This window comes from Kribbella sp. NPDC104740, from assembly GCF_055583505.1.
Genome location: NZ_JBVJNV010000004.1, coordinates 841,228 through 860,688, shown reverse-complemented (window position 1 = coordinate 860,688; position 19,461 = coordinate 841,228). Strand labels below are relative to the sequence as shown.

9 protein-coding genes are annotated in these 19,461 nt (G+C 69.8%); 2 read left to right on the top strand and 7 right to left on the bottom strand.

Going from position 1 to position 19,461, the window contains the following annotated elements:
• Positions 1-8: 8 nt before the first annotated feature.
• The gene (locus tag ACZ6Z4_RS25205; RefSeq protein ID WP_465569091.1) at positions 9-1,859 is read left to right on the top strand and encodes an SIP domain-containing protein; all 1,851 of its coding nucleotides are present in this window, start codon (positions 9-11) and stop codon (positions 1,857-1,859) included.
• Positions 1,860-1,915: 56 nt separating this feature from the next.
• Here the strand turns inward: ACZ6Z4_RS25205 and ACZ6Z4_RS25200 are convergent, their stop codons facing one another.
• The 4 genes from ACZ6Z4_RS25200 to ACZ6Z4_RS25185 are packed head-to-tail and all read right to left on the bottom strand — an operon-like array spanning position 1,916 to position 6,445.
• Positions 1,916-2,167 carry a phosphopantetheine-binding protein gene (locus ACZ6Z4_RS25200; protein ID WP_465569089.1) on the bottom strand — a complete coding sequence of 84 codons (252 nt, stop codon included), beginning with the start codon at positions 2,165-2,167 and terminating at the stop codon, positions 1,916-1,918.
• Positions 2,167-3,036: a class I SAM-dependent methyltransferase gene (locus ACZ6Z4_RS25195; RefSeq protein ID WP_465569087.1), complete on the bottom strand. Its 870-nt coding sequence runs from the start codon at positions 3,034-3,036 to the stop codon at positions 2,167-2,169. Before ACZ6Z4_RS25195 ends, ACZ6Z4_RS25200 begins: the two co-directional genes overlap by 1 nt.
• On the bottom strand, positions 3,033-4,778 hold the full coding sequence (locus tag ACZ6Z4_RS25190; protein ID WP_465569084.1) for an ABC transporter ATP-binding protein: 1,746 nt from the start codon (positions 4,776-4,778) through the stop codon (positions 3,033-3,035). The genes ACZ6Z4_RS25195 and ACZ6Z4_RS25190 overlap by 4 nt, the downstream gene beginning before the upstream one ends.
• Complete coding sequence (locus ACZ6Z4_RS25185; protein WP_465569082.1) at positions 4,775-6,445, bottom strand: ABC transporter transmembrane domain-containing protein; 1,671 nt, start codon at positions 6,443-6,445, stop codon at positions 4,775-4,777. Before ACZ6Z4_RS25185 ends, ACZ6Z4_RS25190 begins: the two co-directional genes overlap by 4 nt.
• Before the next feature lie 141 nt (positions 6,446-6,586).
• On the opposite strand from ACZ6Z4_RS25185, the gene ACZ6Z4_RS25180 reads away from it, so the two are divergent.
• A complete protein-coding gene (locus tag ACZ6Z4_RS25180) occupies positions 6,587-15,748 on the top strand; it encodes an amino acid adenylation domain-containing protein (protein ID WP_465569080.1) in 9,162 nt (3,053 codons plus the stop codon).
• On the opposite strand, the gene ACZ6Z4_RS25175 is transcribed toward ACZ6Z4_RS25180, so the two are convergent.
• From ACZ6Z4_RS25175 to ACZ6Z4_RS25165, 3 genes are read right to left on the bottom strand one after another with little or no spacing between them, the layout of a single operon-like run.
• A complete protein-coding gene (locus ACZ6Z4_RS25175; RefSeq protein ID WP_465569078.1) occupies positions 15,741-16,961 on the bottom strand; it encodes an FAD-dependent oxidoreductase in 1,221 nt (406 codons plus the stop codon). The two genes, ACZ6Z4_RS25180 and ACZ6Z4_RS25175, sit on opposite strands and share 8 nt — an antisense overlap.
• Before the next feature lie 4 nt (positions 16,962-16,965).
• On the bottom strand, positions 16,966-18,591 hold the full coding sequence (locus tag ACZ6Z4_RS25170) for a (2,3-dihydroxybenzoyl)adenylate synthase (protein ID WP_465569076.1): 1,626 nt from the start codon (positions 18,589-18,591) through the stop codon (positions 16,966-16,968).
• Positions 18,588-19,418: an alpha/beta fold hydrolase gene (locus tag ACZ6Z4_RS25165; RefSeq protein ID WP_465569074.1), complete on the bottom strand. Its 831-nt coding sequence runs from the start codon at positions 19,416-19,418 to the stop codon at positions 18,588-18,590. Before ACZ6Z4_RS25165 ends, ACZ6Z4_RS25170 begins: the two co-directional genes overlap by 4 nt.
• Between the last annotated feature and the right edge of the window lie 43 nt (positions 19,419-19,461).

Here is a 19,461-nt window from a genome sequence, read left to right as displayed (position 1 = left end):
GAGTCAGCGTGCCGCGTCGTGCCCGCCCGTCCGTCGTCCACACCATCGTCCTGCGCGAGCTGGAGGTGGCGCGGGTCGTCGACATCACGCCCGGCCTGCGCCGGGTGACGGTGACCGGTGACCAGCTGGGAGCGTTCACCGCGAGCGACGGGACGGCCTTCCCCGCGTTCTCGGCCGACGGTTTCGACGACAGTGTCCGGCTGATCTTCCCGTACCCCGGCGAGACCGACCCGATCCTCCCGACCTACAAGGACGGCAAGTACAAGTGGCCGGCCGACCCGCCGTCGCTGTGGCGGGTCTACACCGTCCGCCGGTACGACGCGCAGACCCGTGAGCTCGACATCGACTTCGTGAAGCACGGCGTCGGCGTCGCCACCACCTGGGCGTACCGGGCGAACCCCGGCGACCGCATCCACGTCGGCGGCCCCTCGGTCACCTACGGGCAGCCTGAGGGGTACGACTGGTTCCTCGTCGTCGGCGACGACACGGCCATCCCGGCGATCGACCGGTTGCTCACGGAACTGCCCGCCGACGCCCAGGCCGAGGTGTTCATCGAGGTGGCCGAGGAGGCGCACCGGATCGAGTTCCCGGCTCGCCCCGGTGTCCAGGTGACCTGGATCGTGCGGAACGGACAGGCGGCGGGCGCGGAACCCTTGCTGCTGCGGGCGGTCCGGGACGCCGGCCAGCGCGAGGGCTCGATGTTCGCCTGGCTCGCCGGCGAGCAGTCCGTCGTACGGGACCTGCGGCGGTACCTCATCGAAGAGCGCGGGGTCGACAAGGCCGACATCGACTTCACCGGCTACTGGCGGCGCGCGGAGGTCGTCGCGCTGGACGAAGACCCCTCGCTGCCGGACCCGGAGCGCAACGACGAGGCCTTCGAGAAGTTCCACGAGATGTCCGAACTGCTGCCGCCGCTGGCGATCCGGGCGGCCGCGAACCTCGGCATCGCCGACTGCATCAGCCGCGGCGTACGCACCCTGCCCGCGCTCGCTCAGCACACCGGCGCGAAGGAACGCTCGCTGGCGAAGTTCCTGCGGTACCTCGAGGCGATCGAGCTGGTGGAACGCGTCGGCGACGAGTACAAGCTCACCGAGACCGGCGAGTTCCTGACCACCGAGACCGTGCTCGACCACCTGCTCTCCACCGGCGTCGAGGCCCGGATGTCGCAGGCGTTCTTCGGCGTGGAGGCGGCGGTCCGCGACGATCAACCGGTGCTGGACTCGGTGACCGGGAGGGACTGGGACGCCCTCCGCGGCGACGCGACGTTCGAGCACAAGTACCTGGAGAACAAGTCCCGGTTCGTCCAGGTCCTGGCCGGGCCGCTGGCGAAGTCACCCGCCCTGGCGGGTGTCGGCGAGGTGGTCGTGCACGCGACCGGCGCCGGCGTCCACGCCGATTTCCTCACCGCCGAGCACCCGGACGCCCGGGTGACCGTCGTGGCGCTGCCGACCGCGGCCAGGTGGTTCCGCGAGGACCTTCCGGTCAGCATCGCGGACGCGAGCCGACGCGACCGGATCCGGATCGTCGAGCAGTCGGTGTTCGAGAAGACCGAGCCGGCGGACGCCGTACTGGTCATCGAGACGCTCGGGCAGTACCGGGACGCGGAGGCGAGTCTGATTCTCCAGCGGGCCGCCGCGAGTCTGCGTCCGGGCGGCCGGGTGCTGCTGGTCGAGTCGACGTTCGATCCCGACGAGCTGGACGAGCACGACGCCGAGCTCGACATCCTGCGGCTGACACTGCACGGGTCCGGCTACCGCACCGCGGACGAGCTCGAGACGGTCATCGCCGACGCCGGGCTGCGGTTGATCGAGAAGTCGGTCGTGGGCTGGGGCAACACGCTGCGCGTGCTCGCGCCGTGAGCTGAAGTACCGGCCGGGTCGTCCACGACGACCCGGCCGAGCGCTCCACCGCAGGGTCAGGAAGCGACCTCTTCGCCGTTCTGGAGCTTCTCCATGACCTCGACCCAGTGCTCCAGCCGCGAGTCCTCGGCCAGCGTGATGAAGTCGATCCGCTCCACACCAGCGGTCCGCCAGCGCTCCACCAGGTCCATCAGCCGGACCGAGTCCATCCCCTGGTCGCGCAGGCTCAGCTCGTGATCGATCTCGGCCGGCTCGACGTACAGGACGTCGGCGATGTCGGCGATCATCTGCTCGCTGGACAGTCTCATCAGAACTCCTCGTTCGTTGTCACGGTGGCGATCAGCACTTCCTCGCCGCTGTAGGGACGCAGGCCGTCGGACCGGCCCGCGAAGTAGCGATCGGCCAGGCCGGTCGCGGAGATGTGCTCGACCTCGGCGAAACCGGCCTGACGCGTCAGTTCGACGGCCTGGCCGGGGGTGTAGAAGCTGATGAACGGCGTACCGGAACGCCGGGCGCCCTCCCGGGAGGCTCGGCGGATCGCCACGTCCTCGGGCCGGAGGTCCTCTAGCGGAAGGAAGAACGTCAGGATCAGCGAGGAACCGGCCGGCAGACTCGCCACCCGCTTCAGGGTCGCCGTCGTGGCCTCTTCGGTCAGGTACATGGTGACCCCGAGCCAGGAGACGACCGCGGGACGCGAGGGATCGAAGCCGGCCTCCTGCAGCCGCTCCCACCAGTCGTCGTTGGCTTCGAAGTCGACCGGGACCAGCCGCAACCGGTCCGGGAGGTCCTGGCCGAGCTCGATCAGCCGGTTCCGCTTCCAGCTCTGCGTCTCCGGCTGGTCGATCTCGAAGACGGTCATCGTCGTGTCGGGATGACGCTGGGCGTAGGTGTCCAGACCGGCGCCGAGGATCACGTACTGGTCCACGCCGCGGGCCGCAGCCTCCGCCACCAGGTCTTCGGTCAGCCGGGCCCGCCCGACGATCGTGGCGCGCTTGCCCCGGGAGCCGGCCGGGACCATGTCGCCACGCTCGCGCCAGCCGTCGTCGTCCTGCGCCAGCCGCGCGCCGAGCACGTCGTCGAGGACGTGCGGCGCCTCGTCGACCTGCGTGTGCAGGGCGCGCCACAACGCGGTCCGCACCGCCGTGTTGTCCGGTGTGCCGACAACGTTTCCCGTCATGACCGAGTCCTTCCTGAGTTGTTGTTCGTGCTCTGTCCGGCCTCCCACGCACTCCAGAGGCCGCCGTACACACCGCCTGCCGCGACCAGCTCGTCGTGGGTTCCGGTCTCGATGATCCGGCCGTGCTCCATGACGACGATCCGGTCGCAGGTCGCGGCCTGGGACAGGCGATGCGCGATCACCAGCCCGGTGCGTCCCCGCAGTACTGCGTCGGCTGCACGGTCGAGCAACCCGGCGTGGGTGGAGCCCGCCTCGGCGGTCGCTTCGTCGAGAATCGCCAGCTCCGGGTCGGCGAGCAGGAGCCGCGCGAGCGCGACCTGTTGAGCCTGTGCATCGGTCAGCAGCTGACCGCCGGTACCGATCGTCGTGTCGAGACCGTCCGGCAGCAGGTCGATCAGACCGGCTGCTCCGGTGGCGTCCAGCGCCGCGTGGATGTCATCGTCGGTCGCCCCGGGAGCGGCCAGCGTGAGGTTGTCCCGCAGCGTGCCGGCGAACACGTGCGTCTCCTGGGTGATCAACGTCGTACGGCCGGGCTGAGCGACTGTTCCGGCATCGGGCAGATGGATGCCGGCGATGACGGCGGCGAGCGTCGTCTTGCCGGCCCCGGAGGCACCGACCACAGCGACGCGCTGGCCGGCGGGGACGTCGAGGCTGAGGTTCTCGAACAGGCGCGGGCCGTCGCCGTACCGGAATCCGATGTCCTGGAGTCGTACGGCGACGCCCGGGTCCGCTGTCAGCGCCGGCTCGTCCGCTTCCTCCGGGATGGTGGCGACGCCGACCATGCGGTTGAGCGACGCCAGCGCCGACTGGAGATCGTCGACGACGAACACGAGCTCGTTGACCGGTCCGAGCAGCCGCAGGACGAGCAGCATCGCGGCGGTGGCCGCGCCGACGGTCGAGGCGTCCGCGTCGATCAGGACGAAGCCGACGACGAGCACGGTGACCAGGCTCAGACACTCGCCGAGGTTCAGGCGCAGACTCAGCATGACCTGGACGGCGCGCGCCCGAAGCGTCCAGATCGCGACGCCCCAGGACGCGGCCATCACGGTCTGGTGCCGCTGCTCGGCGAGGCCGAGCCCGAGCACGGTCGCGTAGCCGCGCTGCGACTCGAGGATCTGCTGCGCCCGGGCGCTCATCGCCGCACGTTCCGCGCCGTACACCCGCGGGCCGATCCGGAGGTACCAGCGCATGACGAGGAAGTAGACGGGCAGGACGACGGCGAACGCGACGGCGTACGGCCACTCCAGCGCCGCCAGGCCGCCCAGCGACACGACGATGGTGAACGCGGTGACGGTCAGCGCGGGGATCACCGCGGGGGCGGCATCGGCCACCGCGGTGACGTCGTCGCTGGTCCGGGAGATGAGGTCGCCGGTACCGGCGCGTTCGACGAGGTGCTGCGGGAGCGTCATCGCGCGGGCGACGAGTTGTTCGCGCAGCGCGGCGAGGATGGTGTGGTAGACGCGGGTGGCGAGCACGATCGTCACCGCCGTACCGGCCGCGCCGAGCACTGCCGAGAGGATCATGACGGCGGCGACGATGAGAACGGTGCCGACGTCGGCGGTACCTGCCCGCACCCGGTCGACGAGGAACCCGATGATCACCGGCGGGATCACGTTGACGCCGGTGCTGACGATCCCGAGCACGCCGACGGTGGCGAGCCGGAGCCGGTGCCCGCGGCTGAGTCGCCATACTTCCTTGGCCGTGTCCCTGCCGCTCGCGACCGGCAGCGCGTGCCCGGTCACCGCGCTGTCCCTGCGGGCACCGGCGCGTTCACGAGCAGGTCGACCACGCGGTCGCAGCTGCTCAGCAACGCGGGAGACGAGGTGATCAGCAGCGTCGAGCGGCCCGATCGCAGGTCGCGCATTCGCTCCGCGATCTTGTGCTCGGTGACCGAGTCGACCGCCGTGGTCGGGTCGTGCAGCACGAGCACCGGTACGTCGCTCGCCAGGGTTCGGGCCAGCGCGAGTCGCTGCAGCTGACCGCCGGAGAACCGGTTGCCGTCCTCGCCGACCGGAAGGTCGAGGTCGGCGGCGAAGTCGTCGCAGGCCGCGGCGCGCACTGCGGCGGTGAGTAGCTCGGGGGTCGCCGCGGTGGCGGTGAGGTTGTCGCGGATCGTGCCGCCGAACAGGACGACGCGGTGCGGTGTGAAGGTGACGCGCGAGCGGTACTCGTGGGCGGTCAGCTCACGCGCGGCGATGCCGTCGAGGCGTACGGTCAGCTCGCCGGACTCACGCGGATCGAGCAGCGCCTCCGCAAGGCGGGCGGCGGTCAGGTCGTCGGTGCGCAGTCCCACCAGTTCACCAGGCTCCACCCGAACGGTCATGCTGTCTGCTGAAATCTCCAGCACTGGCAGCTGCGATACCTCCGGCCAGGTCGGGTCTTCAGACTCAGGCACCACCGCCACGCCGATTTGCACCGCTTCGAGGATTCGCGCGGCCGAGGCGTGAGACCCCGCGAGATTGGGAATGGAGTCGTTCGCGATCGACTGGATCTGCGGCAGCAGAGCCTGCGCGAGCCCGACAGCAGCGATCAGCTCGCCAACGCTCAGCTGCCCGTCCACGGCAAACCAACCCGCGAGCCCCATCACCGCCGCAACGAAGACCCCGGTGACCACACCGGACCCCATCAGAAATCTCCCCAGCAACCCCGCATTGCGCTTGGCCCCGACGAGCGTCTCCTGACTCGCCTGCCGGTACCTCCTGGTCGCCTCGGTCTCCGCGCGAATCCCCTTGACCACCCGATACCCCGCCACGACATCCGTCGCCATTCCAACGGTGGTCGCCAGCAACCCCTGGTACTCACGCGTGTCCCGCGACAGCCGCTCGCTGAGCACGCCCATCAACCACACAGCGACCGGCGCCCCCACCAGCACCGCCAGCCCGAGCAGCCAGTGCGTCGTCAGCAGTGACACCGCGATGAACCCGATGGTCGTGATCCGCGCGACCGGCATGATCACCAGCTGCACCCCGTTGGACATCCGGGCGACGTCGTTGGTCATCACCGAGACGACCCCGCCGTCCGGCGCATGGGCGCCACCGCCGACCGGATGCAGTACGCCGGTCGAGAGCGTGCTCCGGAGGCGGTGCTGCAGCAGCTGGATCGCGTACGCCGTCAGCTGGGTGGCGATCTTCGCCGCCCCGGTCAGCGCGACGTACAAGCCCACCAGGACGCCGATCCACAGCACCAGCTGGCCCGCGTCACCAGTGGCCAGCGCGCGGTCGATCGCGATCCCCATCACCACCGGGACGGCCGCCTCGCCGACCTGCCACACGACCGCTGCCAGCGCTGCCGGAACGGTGATCCGCCGTACGGAGAGGATCACGCGGACCAGGAACCGGCCGGCCGTGGTCCCCGCGCCGGCCTCGAACGGCTGGACCTCGGGCGGCTCGGTCGGGGCCTGGAAAAGCACCGGCAACCAGCGGGTCAGAGGTCCCCGGCCCAGCCCTGAAGGGTCGGCGGCTGCACCTCGCTCGGGCGGTGGGATGGGTGGCGGCACGGGGCAAGGTTAGCCTAACCTTCGTTGGTGTTGCAGTGACCTGGTCCACGAGATGTGAGGGTGCTTCCGTTGACGGCTTTTGATCGTGTGGAACTGACCGCGAGCCAGCGGGGCAACTGGGTGGCACGCAACCTCGCACCCGAATCCTCGGTCTTCAGCGCCGGTCAACTGATCTGGCTCGACAGCTCCGTCGACCCGGCCGTCCTCGCGTCCTCGGTCAGTACTGCGTTCGCGGAAACCGACGCTCTCCGCGTCCGTTTCGGCGACGAGGACGGCGTCCCGTTCCAGTCCGTCGACCCGACCGCGACGCTGCCGACGATGATCGTGGACGCCGGTCAGGGCGACGACCAGATCCGCGAACTGGCCCGTGGACAGCTCGCCGCCACAGCGGAACCGACCACCAGCTCGACCCTGGTCCGCCGCGAGAACGGCAGCTGGGCCTGGATCCTGGTCACCAACATCCTGCTCGTCGACGGCTACAGCATCTCGCTCTTCATCCGCCGCGTCACCGAGATCTACACCGCCACCCAGGCCGGCGAACCCGTCCCGGAGCGCTGGTTCGGCGACCTCAACCCCGTGACCGGCATCAGCTCCGACGAAGACGTCGCGTACTGGAACGGCATCCTCGGGATCGAGAGCGCCGCCCACAGCACCACGGACGACCTCTCCGAGGCCTTCGTCTCGTCGAGCCGTCCGGTTCTCGTCCCGCTGACCGGCGACGCCTACGCACGGACCCAGCAGTTCGCCCGCTCCGCACGCGTTTCCTGGACCGACACCCTGATCGCCGCCTGGGGCGTCTACACCGCGCTGGCCGAAGGCCGCGACTACGTCGCCGTCCGGGTCCCGCTGATGCTGCGCGACGACCGCGAAGCGCTGAAGACACCGAGCGCGATCTCCCGCGCGATCCCGGTCGTCACCGAGATCAGCCCGTACGACTCCTTCGGACACGTCCTCGCGGTCGTCGCCGAGCAACTCAAGAGCTCCCGGCGTCACATCACCGCCGAGGACCACGAGATCGCCCGCTCCTGGCCCAGCGGCCAGGCGTCGTACCTGGCGCTCCCGACGGTCAACATCAGGCTCTTCGAGTCGACACCGAGTCTGGGTGAGTCCGAGACCATCAGCACCGGCCCGGTCGGATCGCTCGACCTCGCGATCTACCGCAGCGCGGACACCGGGCTCCGGCTCGAACTCTCCGCAGGCTCCACCGCCGATCCGCAGCCGCACGCCGAACAGTTCAGCCGCTTCCTCGATGCTGTCCTCGACGGATCCCAGAGCCTGTACGAACTCGCCCCGGCCACCGACGCCCCGGCGTCGCGCGGCGAGACGCTCGAGGTTCCGGACACCACGCTCGACGACCTCGTACGCCGGCGCGTGGCGACGAGCCCGGACGCGGTCGCGATCGTTGCCGAAGGCACCGAGCTCAGCTACGCCCGGTTCGACACCCGGGTCAACGCGATCGCTCACCTCCTCGTCGACCGGGGCGTGCGCGTCGGGGACCGGGTCGCGATCGTCATGGCCCGCTCGGTGGACCTGATCGTGGCCCAGGCCGCGGTGCTGCGCGCGGGAGCGGCGTACGTGCCGATCGACCCGGCCTACCCGGCCGAACGCATCAAGTACATCCTCGACGTCGCCGCACCCAGCCTCACCATCACCGCCGACCTACTCGCTGGAACACAGCACGAACAGACCGCCCCGGTCCTGTCCAGGCCACTGAACGCACTCGACGCCGCCGTCGTCATCTTCACCTCAGGAACAACCGGAAAACCCAAGGGCGTCACGCTCACCCACCGCGCACTCGTGAACCGTCTCGCGTGGGGTCAGCAAGTCCTGAACTACACACCGGACAGCGTGGCCCTGTCGAAGAGCGGCGTCGGCTTCGTCGACGCCGTCACCGAACTCTTCGGCCCGCTCGTCGCCGGCACCCGCGTCGTCGTCGTGCCCGGGCAAGATCCAGCCGCTCTGCTGGACAGCATCGCCCGCCACCACGTCACGCACCTGCTGACCGTTCCCAGCCTCGCCGAGGTCCTCGTCCGTGAAGACACTGCGGCGCTGGCCACCGTCCAGCACTGGATCTCCTCCGGCGAAGCACTCACCGCGGGCACCGCCGACGCCATGCGGACCGCCGCGCCCCAGGCAACGCTGCACAACTTCTACGGCTCCACCGAGGTCACCGGCGACGGCACCGCGGCCATCGGCGACACCACGATCGGCACCCCGGTCGCGAACACGACCGCGCATGTCCTCGACACCTGGCTGCGTCCCGTCCCAGCGGGTGTGACAGGAGAGCTCTACCTCGGCGGAGTGCAACTCGCCGACGGCTACGCCGGACGGCCCGGCCTGACCGCCGACCGATTCGTTGCCGCCGACAACGGCACGCGGCTGTACCGCACCGGCGATGTGGTCCGCTGGAACGCCCAGGGACAGCTGGACTATCTCGGCCGCAGCGACGACCAGGTGAAGATCCGCGGCTACCGCATCGAACCCGGCGAGATCCGCGCGGTCCTCGAGCAGCACCCGGCGGTGTCGCGCGCCGCGATCGTCGCCCTGGATCACCCGGCCGGCGGAAAGTACCTCGCCGCCTACGTCACCACGAACGCCGAGGACGCCGTACTGCGCGAGCACCTCGCCCGGTCGCTGCCCGACTACCTGGTGCCCACGACGTTCACGCGACTGGACCGCTTCCCGGTCACGGCCAACGGCAAGCTCGACCGTCAGGCACTACCGCAACCAGACCTGACCGGTACGACCGACGGCCGCCGGCCCGCGACCGGGACCGAGATCGCCCTGGCGGACATCTTCCGCGACGTACTGAATCTCGACACGGACCTCGGCGTCGACAACGACTTCTTCCGCCTCGGTGGACACTCGCTGCTGGCCGCACGGGTCGTCGCCCGCGCCAACGCTCTGCTGCACACCGCGCTGACCCTGCGCGACGTCTTCGACCACCCCCGCATCAGCGACCTGGCCCGAGTCGCCGACGCCACCACGGCCGCGGCACCCACGTCCCGGGTCGGCGATCTGCCGCGCCCGGCTGTCCTCCCCGTCTCCTTCGGACAGCAAGCCCTCTGGTTCACCGAGCAGATCGCCGGGCGCCAGGTCTACCGGACCGAGATCGTGCTGCAGGCAAGCGCCCGGCTCGATCTGGAGGCTCTGGAAACAGCCGTACGCCGGATCGTCGCGCGGCACGAGATCCTGCGCACGATCCTCGTCCCGGACGAGGACGGCTCGTCGCTGCGCCAGGTGATCTGCCCGGTCCCCGACCAGGTCCTGGAGGTCGAGGACGCCGGCACCGAGCCGCTCATCGAGAAGATCGCCCAGGTCGCCGCGCTGCCGCTCGACTTCACCACCGAGTTCGGGCTGAAGTTCCACCTGGTGCGGCACGCCGACGGCGACGTACTGGTTGCCTACGGCCACCACATCGTGACCGACGCGGACTCCTTCGGGACCCTGGTCCACGAGCTCAACGCGTTCTACCTCGAAGCGGCGACCGGACATCCCGCCGAGGTAGCGCCGTTGGCGACCCAGTACGCCGACTTCGCGGTCTGGCAGCGGCACGTGCTGGGTGACCGGAAGGACCCGGACTCCCGCTACCAGGCGGACCTCCAGTACTGGCAGGACCTGCTGTCGGACCTCCCGACCGAAACCGTCCTGCCGCTCGACCAGGACCGTGACGTCACCGAAGAACGAACGATCCGACCGGCGACGACGGCCCTCACCGCCGACGAGACCGCCACGGTGGACGAGTTCCTGGTCGACCACAAGGCGACACCGCTGCAGGCATTGATCGCCGCCTTCTCCCTCGCGCTCTGGGACGAAGGAGCCGGCGACACCGTCCCGATCGGTACGCCGGCCAGCCTGCGCGACCAGCCGGAGCTGCACGACCTGATCGGGTACTTCGTGAACACCGTCGTGGTCCGCGCCGACATCGACGCCGAGGCCGGGTTCGCGCAGACGCTGCTCCGGTGCCGCGACCGCATGCTCGAAGCCGCCGACCACAAGCTCGTGCCGTTCGAGCACGTGGTCGAGGCGGTGAACCCGCCGCGCCAGGTCGGGATCAGCCCGCTGTTCCAGGTGATGGCGGCCTACGTCGATCGCGGCGGCGACTCGGACGCGGACGCGCCGCTCACCAACTACGTCTCGACCACCGCCGACGGCCCGCTGGCGTCGCAGCCCTCCCTGTTCGACCTCGTGTCGAGCATCGAACGACTCGGCAGCGGGGCGTTCGGGATGAACCTGAACGCGGCCCGCGAGCTGTTCTCGGAACAGACCGCCGCCCGGTTGTTGCGGAGTACGGCGCGCTTCCTGGCGCTCGGTTCCCGGTACCCCGACCTGACGGTCAGGCAGCTCGCTCAGCTCGTTCGAATCGGCGAGACCGAAGCTGCCGAGAACACCGGCAACAGCAGCTTCCGGTTGCCGCTCGCGGACTTCGACATCAGCGTGGACTCCCTCTGGCGGGCGGCGATCGAGCATGTCGGTCAGGCACTGTCGGTTCCCAGCCTGCGCTTGGCGATCCGCGACGACGGCACCGGTGAACTGGTCGCCGAGACCGGCAACCCCGAGCTGCTCGACGCGGTCCGGGCGAAGCTGACCGAGCTGGTCACGGCGTACCAGGCGAAGATCCCGATGGTCGTCACGCCCGCTCGGCCCGCGGCCGGCTATACCGACGACGAGCTGACGGCTGTCCTCGACGATCCGTTCTGGGAGGACTGGGTCGATCAGCTCGCCGATGCGGAAGCAGGTGAACAACAGGCTCCCGCCACGGCTGAAACGTCCCTCCGGTCCGTCGTGCTGACGGCCGTGGCGAAGGCCTTGGCCGGGACCGCCGAAGCTGACGTGGTCGTGGAACTCCGCGAGTCCGACGGTCCCCTGACGACGCGGAGGTTCCCGGTCCTGCTCGACGATCACGCCGTCGTACTGAGCCCCGAGCAAGCGGCCCAGTACGCCGCCCTGGTCGGGCACCCTCGGTTCAGCCGCTTCTTCGACGACCTTCCGGTCCCCCGGATCCGGGTCGGGGTGTTCCGCAGCGACGCGGAGTTGGTCACCGAAGCTGTGCCAGAGGACGGACTCGACATCCACGTGCTCGTCGGGGACGTCGTCCGGGTCCGGGTGCCGTCGACTGACGAGCTCGACACTTCGGCGCTGGCCGCCGCGATCACCGAACAACTCGCTGGAATCCCTGCCGCCGACCGCCGGGAGGCCTTCACGCTGCGGCGCGCCGACCGGGTCACGTTGACGCCTGCCGAGGAGAAGGCGATCCGGGCCCGCTACGGAAACGACGCCCAGATCCTTCCGCTCGCGCCGTTGCAGCGCGGCTTGTTCTACCACCTGCTGCGGTCCCGTGAGTCCGACGACCACAACACCTACGTCTCGCAGATCACCCGGCGGCTCGAGGGCGATCTCGATCCCGAGCGGATGACGACCGCCATCGCCCACGCGATGGACAGGTACCCCAACGTCCGCGCGGCGTTCGTCCCGCCCGGCGACGTCCAGGTCATCCCAGCCGGCGTCGAGGTCCCGGTCCGGGTCGTCCGCCTGGACGAGTGGGCCGGCCTCGGGGTCGACGTGGAGCAGTACCTGACGGCCGAGCGCGGTGAGCCGTTCGACTTCGAGGTCCCGCCGCTGATCCGCTTCACGCTGCTCGAGCACGACCGCGCGACGTGGACGCTGGTGATGAGTTTCGAGCACATCCTGCTGGACGGCTGGTCGATCAACGCGCTGCTCGCCGAGATCCTCAGCATCTACGCCGACGCCGGGTACGTCGATCGGGTGCCGGCCGCGTCGTTCCGCTCCTACCTGGACTGGGTCGACGACCAGGATCCCGACAGCGCCTACCGCGCCTGGGACGACTACCTCGCGGACCTGTCCGGCCCGACGCTGCTGCGGCCCGACTTCGTCGACCGCGGCGACCGGCAGGGCGAGACCGGTGAGCTCCACCTCGACCTCAGCCCGTCGGAAGCCGCGACGGTCTTCAGCGCCGCCCGCGACGCCAAGGTCACGGTGGGCACCTTGCTGCAGACCGTCTGGGGGATCGCGCTCAGCCGGCTCACCGGCAGCAACGACGTCGTCTTCGGCAACACCGTCTCCGGCCGTCCGCCGGCGTTGCCCGACGCCGACCGGATCATCGGGCTGATGTTCAACACCGTCCCGATGCGGGTGCAGGTGCCCCCGTTCGCGACGAACCGGCAGGTCCTGGCCCGGGTCCAGTCCGAGCAGTTGCGCGTCATCGACCATCCGCAGGCGTCGCTGACCCAGATCCAGACCAACGCGGGCGCTCCGGTGCTGTTCGACACGCTGTTCGTGGTGCAGAACGTGCCGGTCGGCAAGCGCGCCGGCCAGGACACCGGCGGGCTGGAGGTCGTCGGCGCGAAGGTCGACGACTCGACGCACTACCCGGTGACGTTCGCGGTCGACCCGGAGGAGCTCGACGGCGCGGCGACAGTGCACGTGCGCCTGTCCTACCGCCAGGACATCTTCGACGCCACTACCGCGGAGCAGCTGCTCGAGCGCTACGTCCAGCTACTCGTTTCGCTCACCCGCCGGCTCGACGAGCCCGTCGGCACGCTGTCCGCGCTGCTTCCGGACGAGACCACCCCGCACACGGGTGTCGCCGCTGACCTTGTCCGCGAGGTCGAAGCGGTCACGGTCGCCGAGCTGCTGGACCGGCAGGTGCTCGTGTCCGGGGCAGAGACCGCGCTGGTCGCCGGCGACCGCTCGTTCACCTTCACGGAGTTCTCCGCCGAGGTGAACCGCTACGCCCGCCTGCTGCTGGCCGAGGGAGTACGACCGGAGCATCGGGTCGCGCTGGTGCTTCCGCGCGATGAGCGCACGGTGATCGCGATGTTCGCGGTGTTCGCCATCGGAGCGGCGTACGTTCCGGTGGACTGCGAACTACCGGACGAGCGGATCGGCTACATGCTCGAGATCGCCGAGCCGACCGTCACGCTGGTGACCGACCGCGACGCGGACCGGCTCACCGGTGCCATCGGCATGGTGGTCAACCTCGACTCCGGCACGACGGCAGATCAGCTCGCGCAGCTCGACACCGCGCCGATCACGACCGCGGAACGCGGCGGGGAGGTCTCGCTCGACAACCTCGCGTACATCATCTTCACCTCGGGAACCACCGGTCGCCCCAAGGGCGTCGCCGTCGGCTACCGCGGCCTGACCAACATGTACGTCAACCACGTCGAGAAGATCTTCGACCGGGTGGTGGACCACCAGCGCGGGCGCCGGATGAAGATCGCGCACACGACGTCGTTCTCCTTCGACGCCTCCTGGGAGCAGCTGTTCTGGCTGCTGAACGGGCACGAGGTACACGTCATCGACGAGGAGATGCGGCGCGACCACCAGCGGCTGCTGGCGCACTACGACGAGGTACGGATCGACGGGTTCGACGTCACCCCGTCGTACGGGCAGCTGCTGGTCGAGGAAGGGCTGCTGGAGCGCGATCGGCCGGCCGGTCGATCGGTCTCGAACGACGCGCCCGGTGTCGTCTTCGTGTCGCTCGGCGGCGAGGCCGTGCCCGACCGGCTGTGGCAGCAGCTGCGCGACGCCCCCGGCGTCGAGTCGTACAACCTGTACGGGCCGACCGAGTACACGATCAACGCGCTCGGCGCCGACCTCGCCGACAGCGCCACCTCGAGCGTCGGTACGCCGATCTTCAACACCCGCGCCTACATCCTCGACGAGAACCTGCAGCCTGCGCTGCCCGGTGTCGCGGGCGAGCTCTACCTCGCCGGCGAAGGCACCGCGCGCGGGTACTGGGGTCAGGCCGCGATGACCGCCGAACGGTTCGTGGCCTGTCCGTGGGAGCCGGCCGAACGGATGTACCGCACCGGGGACCTGGCCCGCTGGAACGACGCCGGGATGATCGACTTCCTCGGCCGCGCCGACGAGCAGATCAAGATCCGCGGCTACCGGATCGAACCGGACGAGATCCGTGATGTGGTGCAGGGCTTCCCCGGGATCACCCGCGCCGAGGTGGTCGCCTTCGAGCACGCCACGGGGAAGCAGCTCGCGGCGTACTACAGCACCACTTCGGACGGCGACATCAGTGAGTCGCTGCGGAGCCATCTGGCCAAGTACCTGCCGGACTACATGGTCCCGGCAGCGCTGGTCGCGGTGACGTCGTTCCCCCTCACTCCGACCGGGAAGCTGGACCGGCGAGCGCTGCCTCCGGCTGACGTCGCCGCGTCCGGACTCGGCACGGGCCGGGCGCTGGAGACGGACACGGAGCTGGCGGTGGCGGCGATCTTCCGGGACGTGCTCGGCCTCGACGAGGAACTGGTCCTGGGCGCCGCGAACGACTTCTTCCGCCTCGGCGGGCACTCGCTCGCGGCGATGCGGCTCGCCTCGCAGCTGAACCGCAAGTTCCCCGCGGAGATCGCGATGCGCGACGTCATCACCGCCTCGACGATCGGCGAACTGAGCGCGGCCGTCGACGCGAAGCTGCGGCAGGACGGCGACACCGAGGTCGGCATCAGCGCGATCGCGACCCGGTTCACGCCGTCCCGGAACGGCCGCACGCTGTTCTGCGCGCACCCGAAGTTCGGCGCCTCGTCGATGTACTCGGAGCTCGCGGGCTACCTCCCACCCGGCGTCGGGCTGGTCGGTCTCGACGATCCGGCGATCGTCGGCCTGGACGTCGAGTTCGACGACCTGGACGACCTCGCCTCGACGTACGCCGACGTCATCCAGGAGCTGCAGCCCAGCGGACCGTACGAGCTGCTGGGTTGGTCGTACGGCGGCCACATCATGTACGCCGTGGCGCGCCAGCTCCTCTCCCGGGGAGAGCGCGTCGGCCCGCTGGTGATCGTGGACGCGATGCCGGCCGGCGCGAACGAACCGGCGGCGCCGGACTCCCCCGAGGCGATGCGCGAGGAGATGCTGAAGGCGTTCGGCGAGGAGGCGTACCAGGAGTTGCTTGCCGACAGCAAGCAGCTGAAGGCGGTCGAGACGGCCGGCCGGCGGTGCGACGTCCTGACGTCAGCGCCGACGCTGGGCAGCCTCGACGTCGAGGCGCTGGTGGTCGCGTCGTCCGCGACGCACACGCCCCGAGTGGCGGAGCTGGGTCGCGAGGACTCGCTGGGATGGGACGGTCACCTGACCGACTTCTCGTTCTTCGTGGCCGAGGACGAGGACCACCAGTCCATCGTCGAACCCCACTCCGGCCTGCCGAAGTGGGGTCCGCTCCTCACGAAGTTGCTGATCAGGTAACGGCGGCGGCGTCGTGCAGGCTGTCGAACAGTGCTGCACGACGCATGTACGCGCGCGCGGTGTCGAAGTTCTCCGCCGTACGGCGTAACGCGTCGAAGTTCTGCCGGCGTACGTCGGGGTCGCGCTCCTCCAGCAGCCGCTTGTTGGCGATCGTCTGGGCCTGCACGTAGTTCACCGCGGCATGACGACGCTGGCGGCTGTACAGGTCGAGCACGTCGTCGGAGGCCGCACCGGCGATCACCGTCGCGAGCTTCTCGGTCAGGTTGATCGCGTCGTGGATGCCGCCGTTCATCCCCATCCCGCCGATCGGGTTGTTGACGTGCGCGCTGTCGCCGGCGAGCAGGATGCGCCCCCGGCGGAAGGTCGCGGCGACGCGCTGGTTGACGCCGTACACGTCGCGGTACTCGACGTCGTACGGGCCGGTCTTCGGGAGGAATTTCTGCAGCCGCTGCTCGACCCGCTCCGGCGACAGCGCGGTCGCGTCGTCCTCGTCGGCGCCGATCGGCAGGATCACCCGCCAGAGCCCCCCGGGCGATTCTCCGCGCACCTTGAAGACGTTGGCCCACTCGTCGGGGTCGGAGAAGTAGTTGCGGAACGACAGCCCCGGCCGGACCGTCCTCAGGTCGAAGCCGGTCGCGATCTTGATGAACCGCTCCGGGTAGGTGAACCCCTCGAAGTCGATCCCGGCCAGCTTGCGGACCGTCGACCGGCCGCCGTCGCAGCCGACGACGTACGCCACCCGCAGGCGCTCGGCGCCCGCGGGTGAGGTGATCTCGGCCTCGATCCCGCTCGCGGTCTCGGTCAGACCGGTCAGCGTGTGCGAGAACCGGACGTCGAAGTCGGACTCGTTCGCATACTCCGCGGCGATCGCCGCGGTCAGCTTGTACTGCTCGTACTGCAGCACGTACGGGAACCGCACCTCGCTCGCGAGCCGGCCCAGATCGAACTCCGCCACCACGTCCCCGGTCTGCCGGTCGTGGAAGCGGTAGGTGCTCGACACCAGGCCGTGCGGCCGGATCTTCTCGGTGACGCCGAGGTCGTCGAGCATCTCCAGGGTGCTTGGATGGATGCTCGCCGCGCGCTGGTCCCGTACCGGCGCCGGCTCGGACTCGACGACGGTCACCGGAACGCCCAGCCGGTTCAGCGCCAGCGCGCAGACCATGCCGACAGGGCCGGCGCCGACGACCAGGACACGTGTGCTCTCGGTCGGCATGCGGCTAGTTCAGCTCACGCTGCAGCCGCTTGCTGACCTTGCCGACCGCGGTGTACGGGAACTCGTCGACGACCTCCACGACATCGGGCAGCTTGAAGGTGGCCAGGCCCTTGTCGCGCAGGAACTGGCGCAGCTTGCCCAAGGTCAGCTCGGCCGCGCTGTCCGGGGTCCGGGGAATCAGGTACGCCTTGACGCGTTCGCCGAGCACGTCGTCGTCGATGCCGACCACCGAGACGTTGTGGACACCGGCGTGCGAGATCAGCGCGTTCTCCAGCTCCTCCGGCGCGATCTTCTCGCCGCCGCGGTTGATCTGGTCCTTCGACCGGCCGACGACCCGGATGAACCCGCGCTCGTCGCGCTCGACGATGTCACCGGTGCGGTAGAAACCGTCGCTGGTGAAGGCCAGCGCGTTCTGCTCGGGGTTGCGGTAGTAGCCGCGGATCACCGACGGTCCGCGGGTCAGCAGGTGACCGGGGGCACCGGGTGGCACCTCGTTGCCCTCGTCGTCGATGACCAGGATCTCGTCGGCCGCCGAAGCCGGACGGCCCTGGTAGCGCACGCTGGTCGCTCGGTCGACGTCGGCGGGATTGCTGACGACCAGGCCCTCGCCCATCCCGAAGCTCTGCGACAGCTGGACGCCGAACTCCGGCTCGACCCGGCTCGCCACTTGCTCGACCAGCTTCGCGCCGCCGCACATGATCGTCTTCAGGCTGGACAGGTCGTAGGACTTGCGCAGCGAGGAGTTCAGCCAGGCCAGCAGGATCGGCGGGACCAGCGATACCCGGGTCACCCCGTGCTTCGCGATCATCGGGAACGTCGTGTCGGGGCTGCCGTTCGGAGCGATCACGATGGTGGCGCCGACGCTGAACGCCCCGAGGAACCCGGGCGAACGCGTCGACATGCTGTGGCAGATCGGGATCACCAGCAGGTGCACGGTGCGCTCGGTGATGCCGCGCTCCCCCACGCTGCGCCGCAGCGCGTAGCCGTACGTCTGGTGGGTGTGCGGCATCAGCTTCGGGACGCCCGTCGTACCGCCGGACATCTGCAGCAGCGCGACGTCCTGCGGGTTGCAGCGGCGGGCGTGCTCGAGCTTGTTGTTGGACAGCAACGCCTCGTACTCAGCACCGCCGCCGCCGCGTTCCAGTACGACGGTGTGGTCCAGCTGCGGCCACTTGGCCTTCAGATCGGCCGCCATCGCCGCGAGATCGGTACCGCTGTCCGAGGCGACCGTGATGTAGGCGCGCGCCTCGGCGATCTCGACGAAGTGCTCGATCTCGGCCCGCCGGTGCGCGATCGGAGCGACGACGGGAACCGCGCCGAGCTCCCAGAGCGCGAAGACGAAGACGATGTACTCGTGGATGTTGGGCAGGTGGACGACGACCCGGTCGCCGCGGTTCAGCCCCAGCTCCTGCAGGCCGGCCGCGAGGCGCAGGACCTTGTCCGTGAGCTCCGCGTAGGCCAGCTGGGCGTTGCTGTCGATGACGGCAAGCTTGTCGGGAAGGCGCTCCGCGGTGGCGAACAGCAGCTCCGGAAGGGTCTGATCGCGCCAGTTCCCCTCGGCGAGGTACTTGGCCGCCGTCTCGGGCGGGAACGGAACGACCCCGTCAAGGGCCAGCGGTTCGATGCTCATGGGTTTCCAATCTCGTCTGCGAGGAAGTCGAGGATCAGCTGGTTGACCTGCTTCGGCTGCTCCAGGTAGCCGAAGTGGCCGGCGTCGGGAATCTCGGCGTACTCCGCACCCGGTACGGCGTCGGCGACCTCACGGCAGAGGTAGGTCGGGACGACCCGGTCGTCCGCGAAACCGATGACGAGCAGCGGCCTCGTGACCGCGGCGTACGCCGTGAGCCGGTTGTCGAGCTCGGCGGACAGCTCCAGCTGACTGCGTTTGCCGGCGTCCATCGGGCCCGCCGAGTAGGCCAGGACGTCGAGCCAGTCCCGCGCCTTGGCGGTGTCGCGCAAGGTCGCGGGAGACAGGTTCACGATCGCGTCGACCGCGGCCTTGTACTCCGCCGGGAGCACCACGGAGGTGTCGAACAGCTGCCGCTCGCCGGCGCTCAGACGCCGGGTCACCTCGTCGAGGCGCCCGTGCGCGGCCATCGCCACCGCACGCCGTACGAGGTGCGGGCGACTCAGCGCCAGCTCCTGGACGACACGGGCACCCAGCGACGTGCCGACGACGTGCGCGGGGCCTCCGAGGTGCTCGACCAGCTGCGCGACGTCGTCGACGAGGTCGTCCATCGTGATGCGGGGAAAGTGGGTGTCCGCCGGCCGGGGCGTCGGGCTGATGCCGCGGGCGTCGAAGGTCGCCACCCGGTACCCGGCGCCGACCAGCGCCGGGACCTGGTGCAGAGTCCAGACGTTGCCCTTGGCACCGGTGCCCATCACGAGGACGACCAGGTCGCCCTCGCCGGCCACGTCGTACGTCAGCTCCAGGCGGCGGACCGGCAGAACCGGCATCAGCACTCCTTGTTCACAGGCTGATGCCTGTCGTTGCTTCGGG

What these genes read in the sequence shown, in the direction of transcription:
- ACZ6Z4_RS25170 (WP_465569076.1), bottom strand. Translation starts at nt 18,591, where the DNA reads ATGAGCATCGAACCGCTGGCCCTTGACGGGGTCGTTCCGTTCCCGCCC.
- ACZ6Z4_RS25175 (WP_465569078.1), bottom strand. Translation starts at nt 16,961, where the DNA reads ATGCCGACCGAGAGCACACGTGTCCTGGTCGTCGGCGCCGGCCCTGTC.
- ACZ6Z4_RS25200 (WP_465569089.1), bottom strand. Translation starts at nt 2,167, where the DNA reads ATGAGACTGTCCAGCGAGCAGATGATCGCCGACATCGCCGACGTCCTG.
- ACZ6Z4_RS25195 (WP_465569087.1), bottom strand. Translation starts at nt 3,036, where the DNA reads ATGACGGGAAACGTTGTCGGCACACCGGACAACACGGCGGTGCGGACC.
- ACZ6Z4_RS25165 (WP_465569074.1), bottom strand. Translation starts at nt 19,418, where the DNA reads ATGCCGGTTCTGCCGGTCCGCCGCCTGGAGCTGACGTACGACGTGGCC.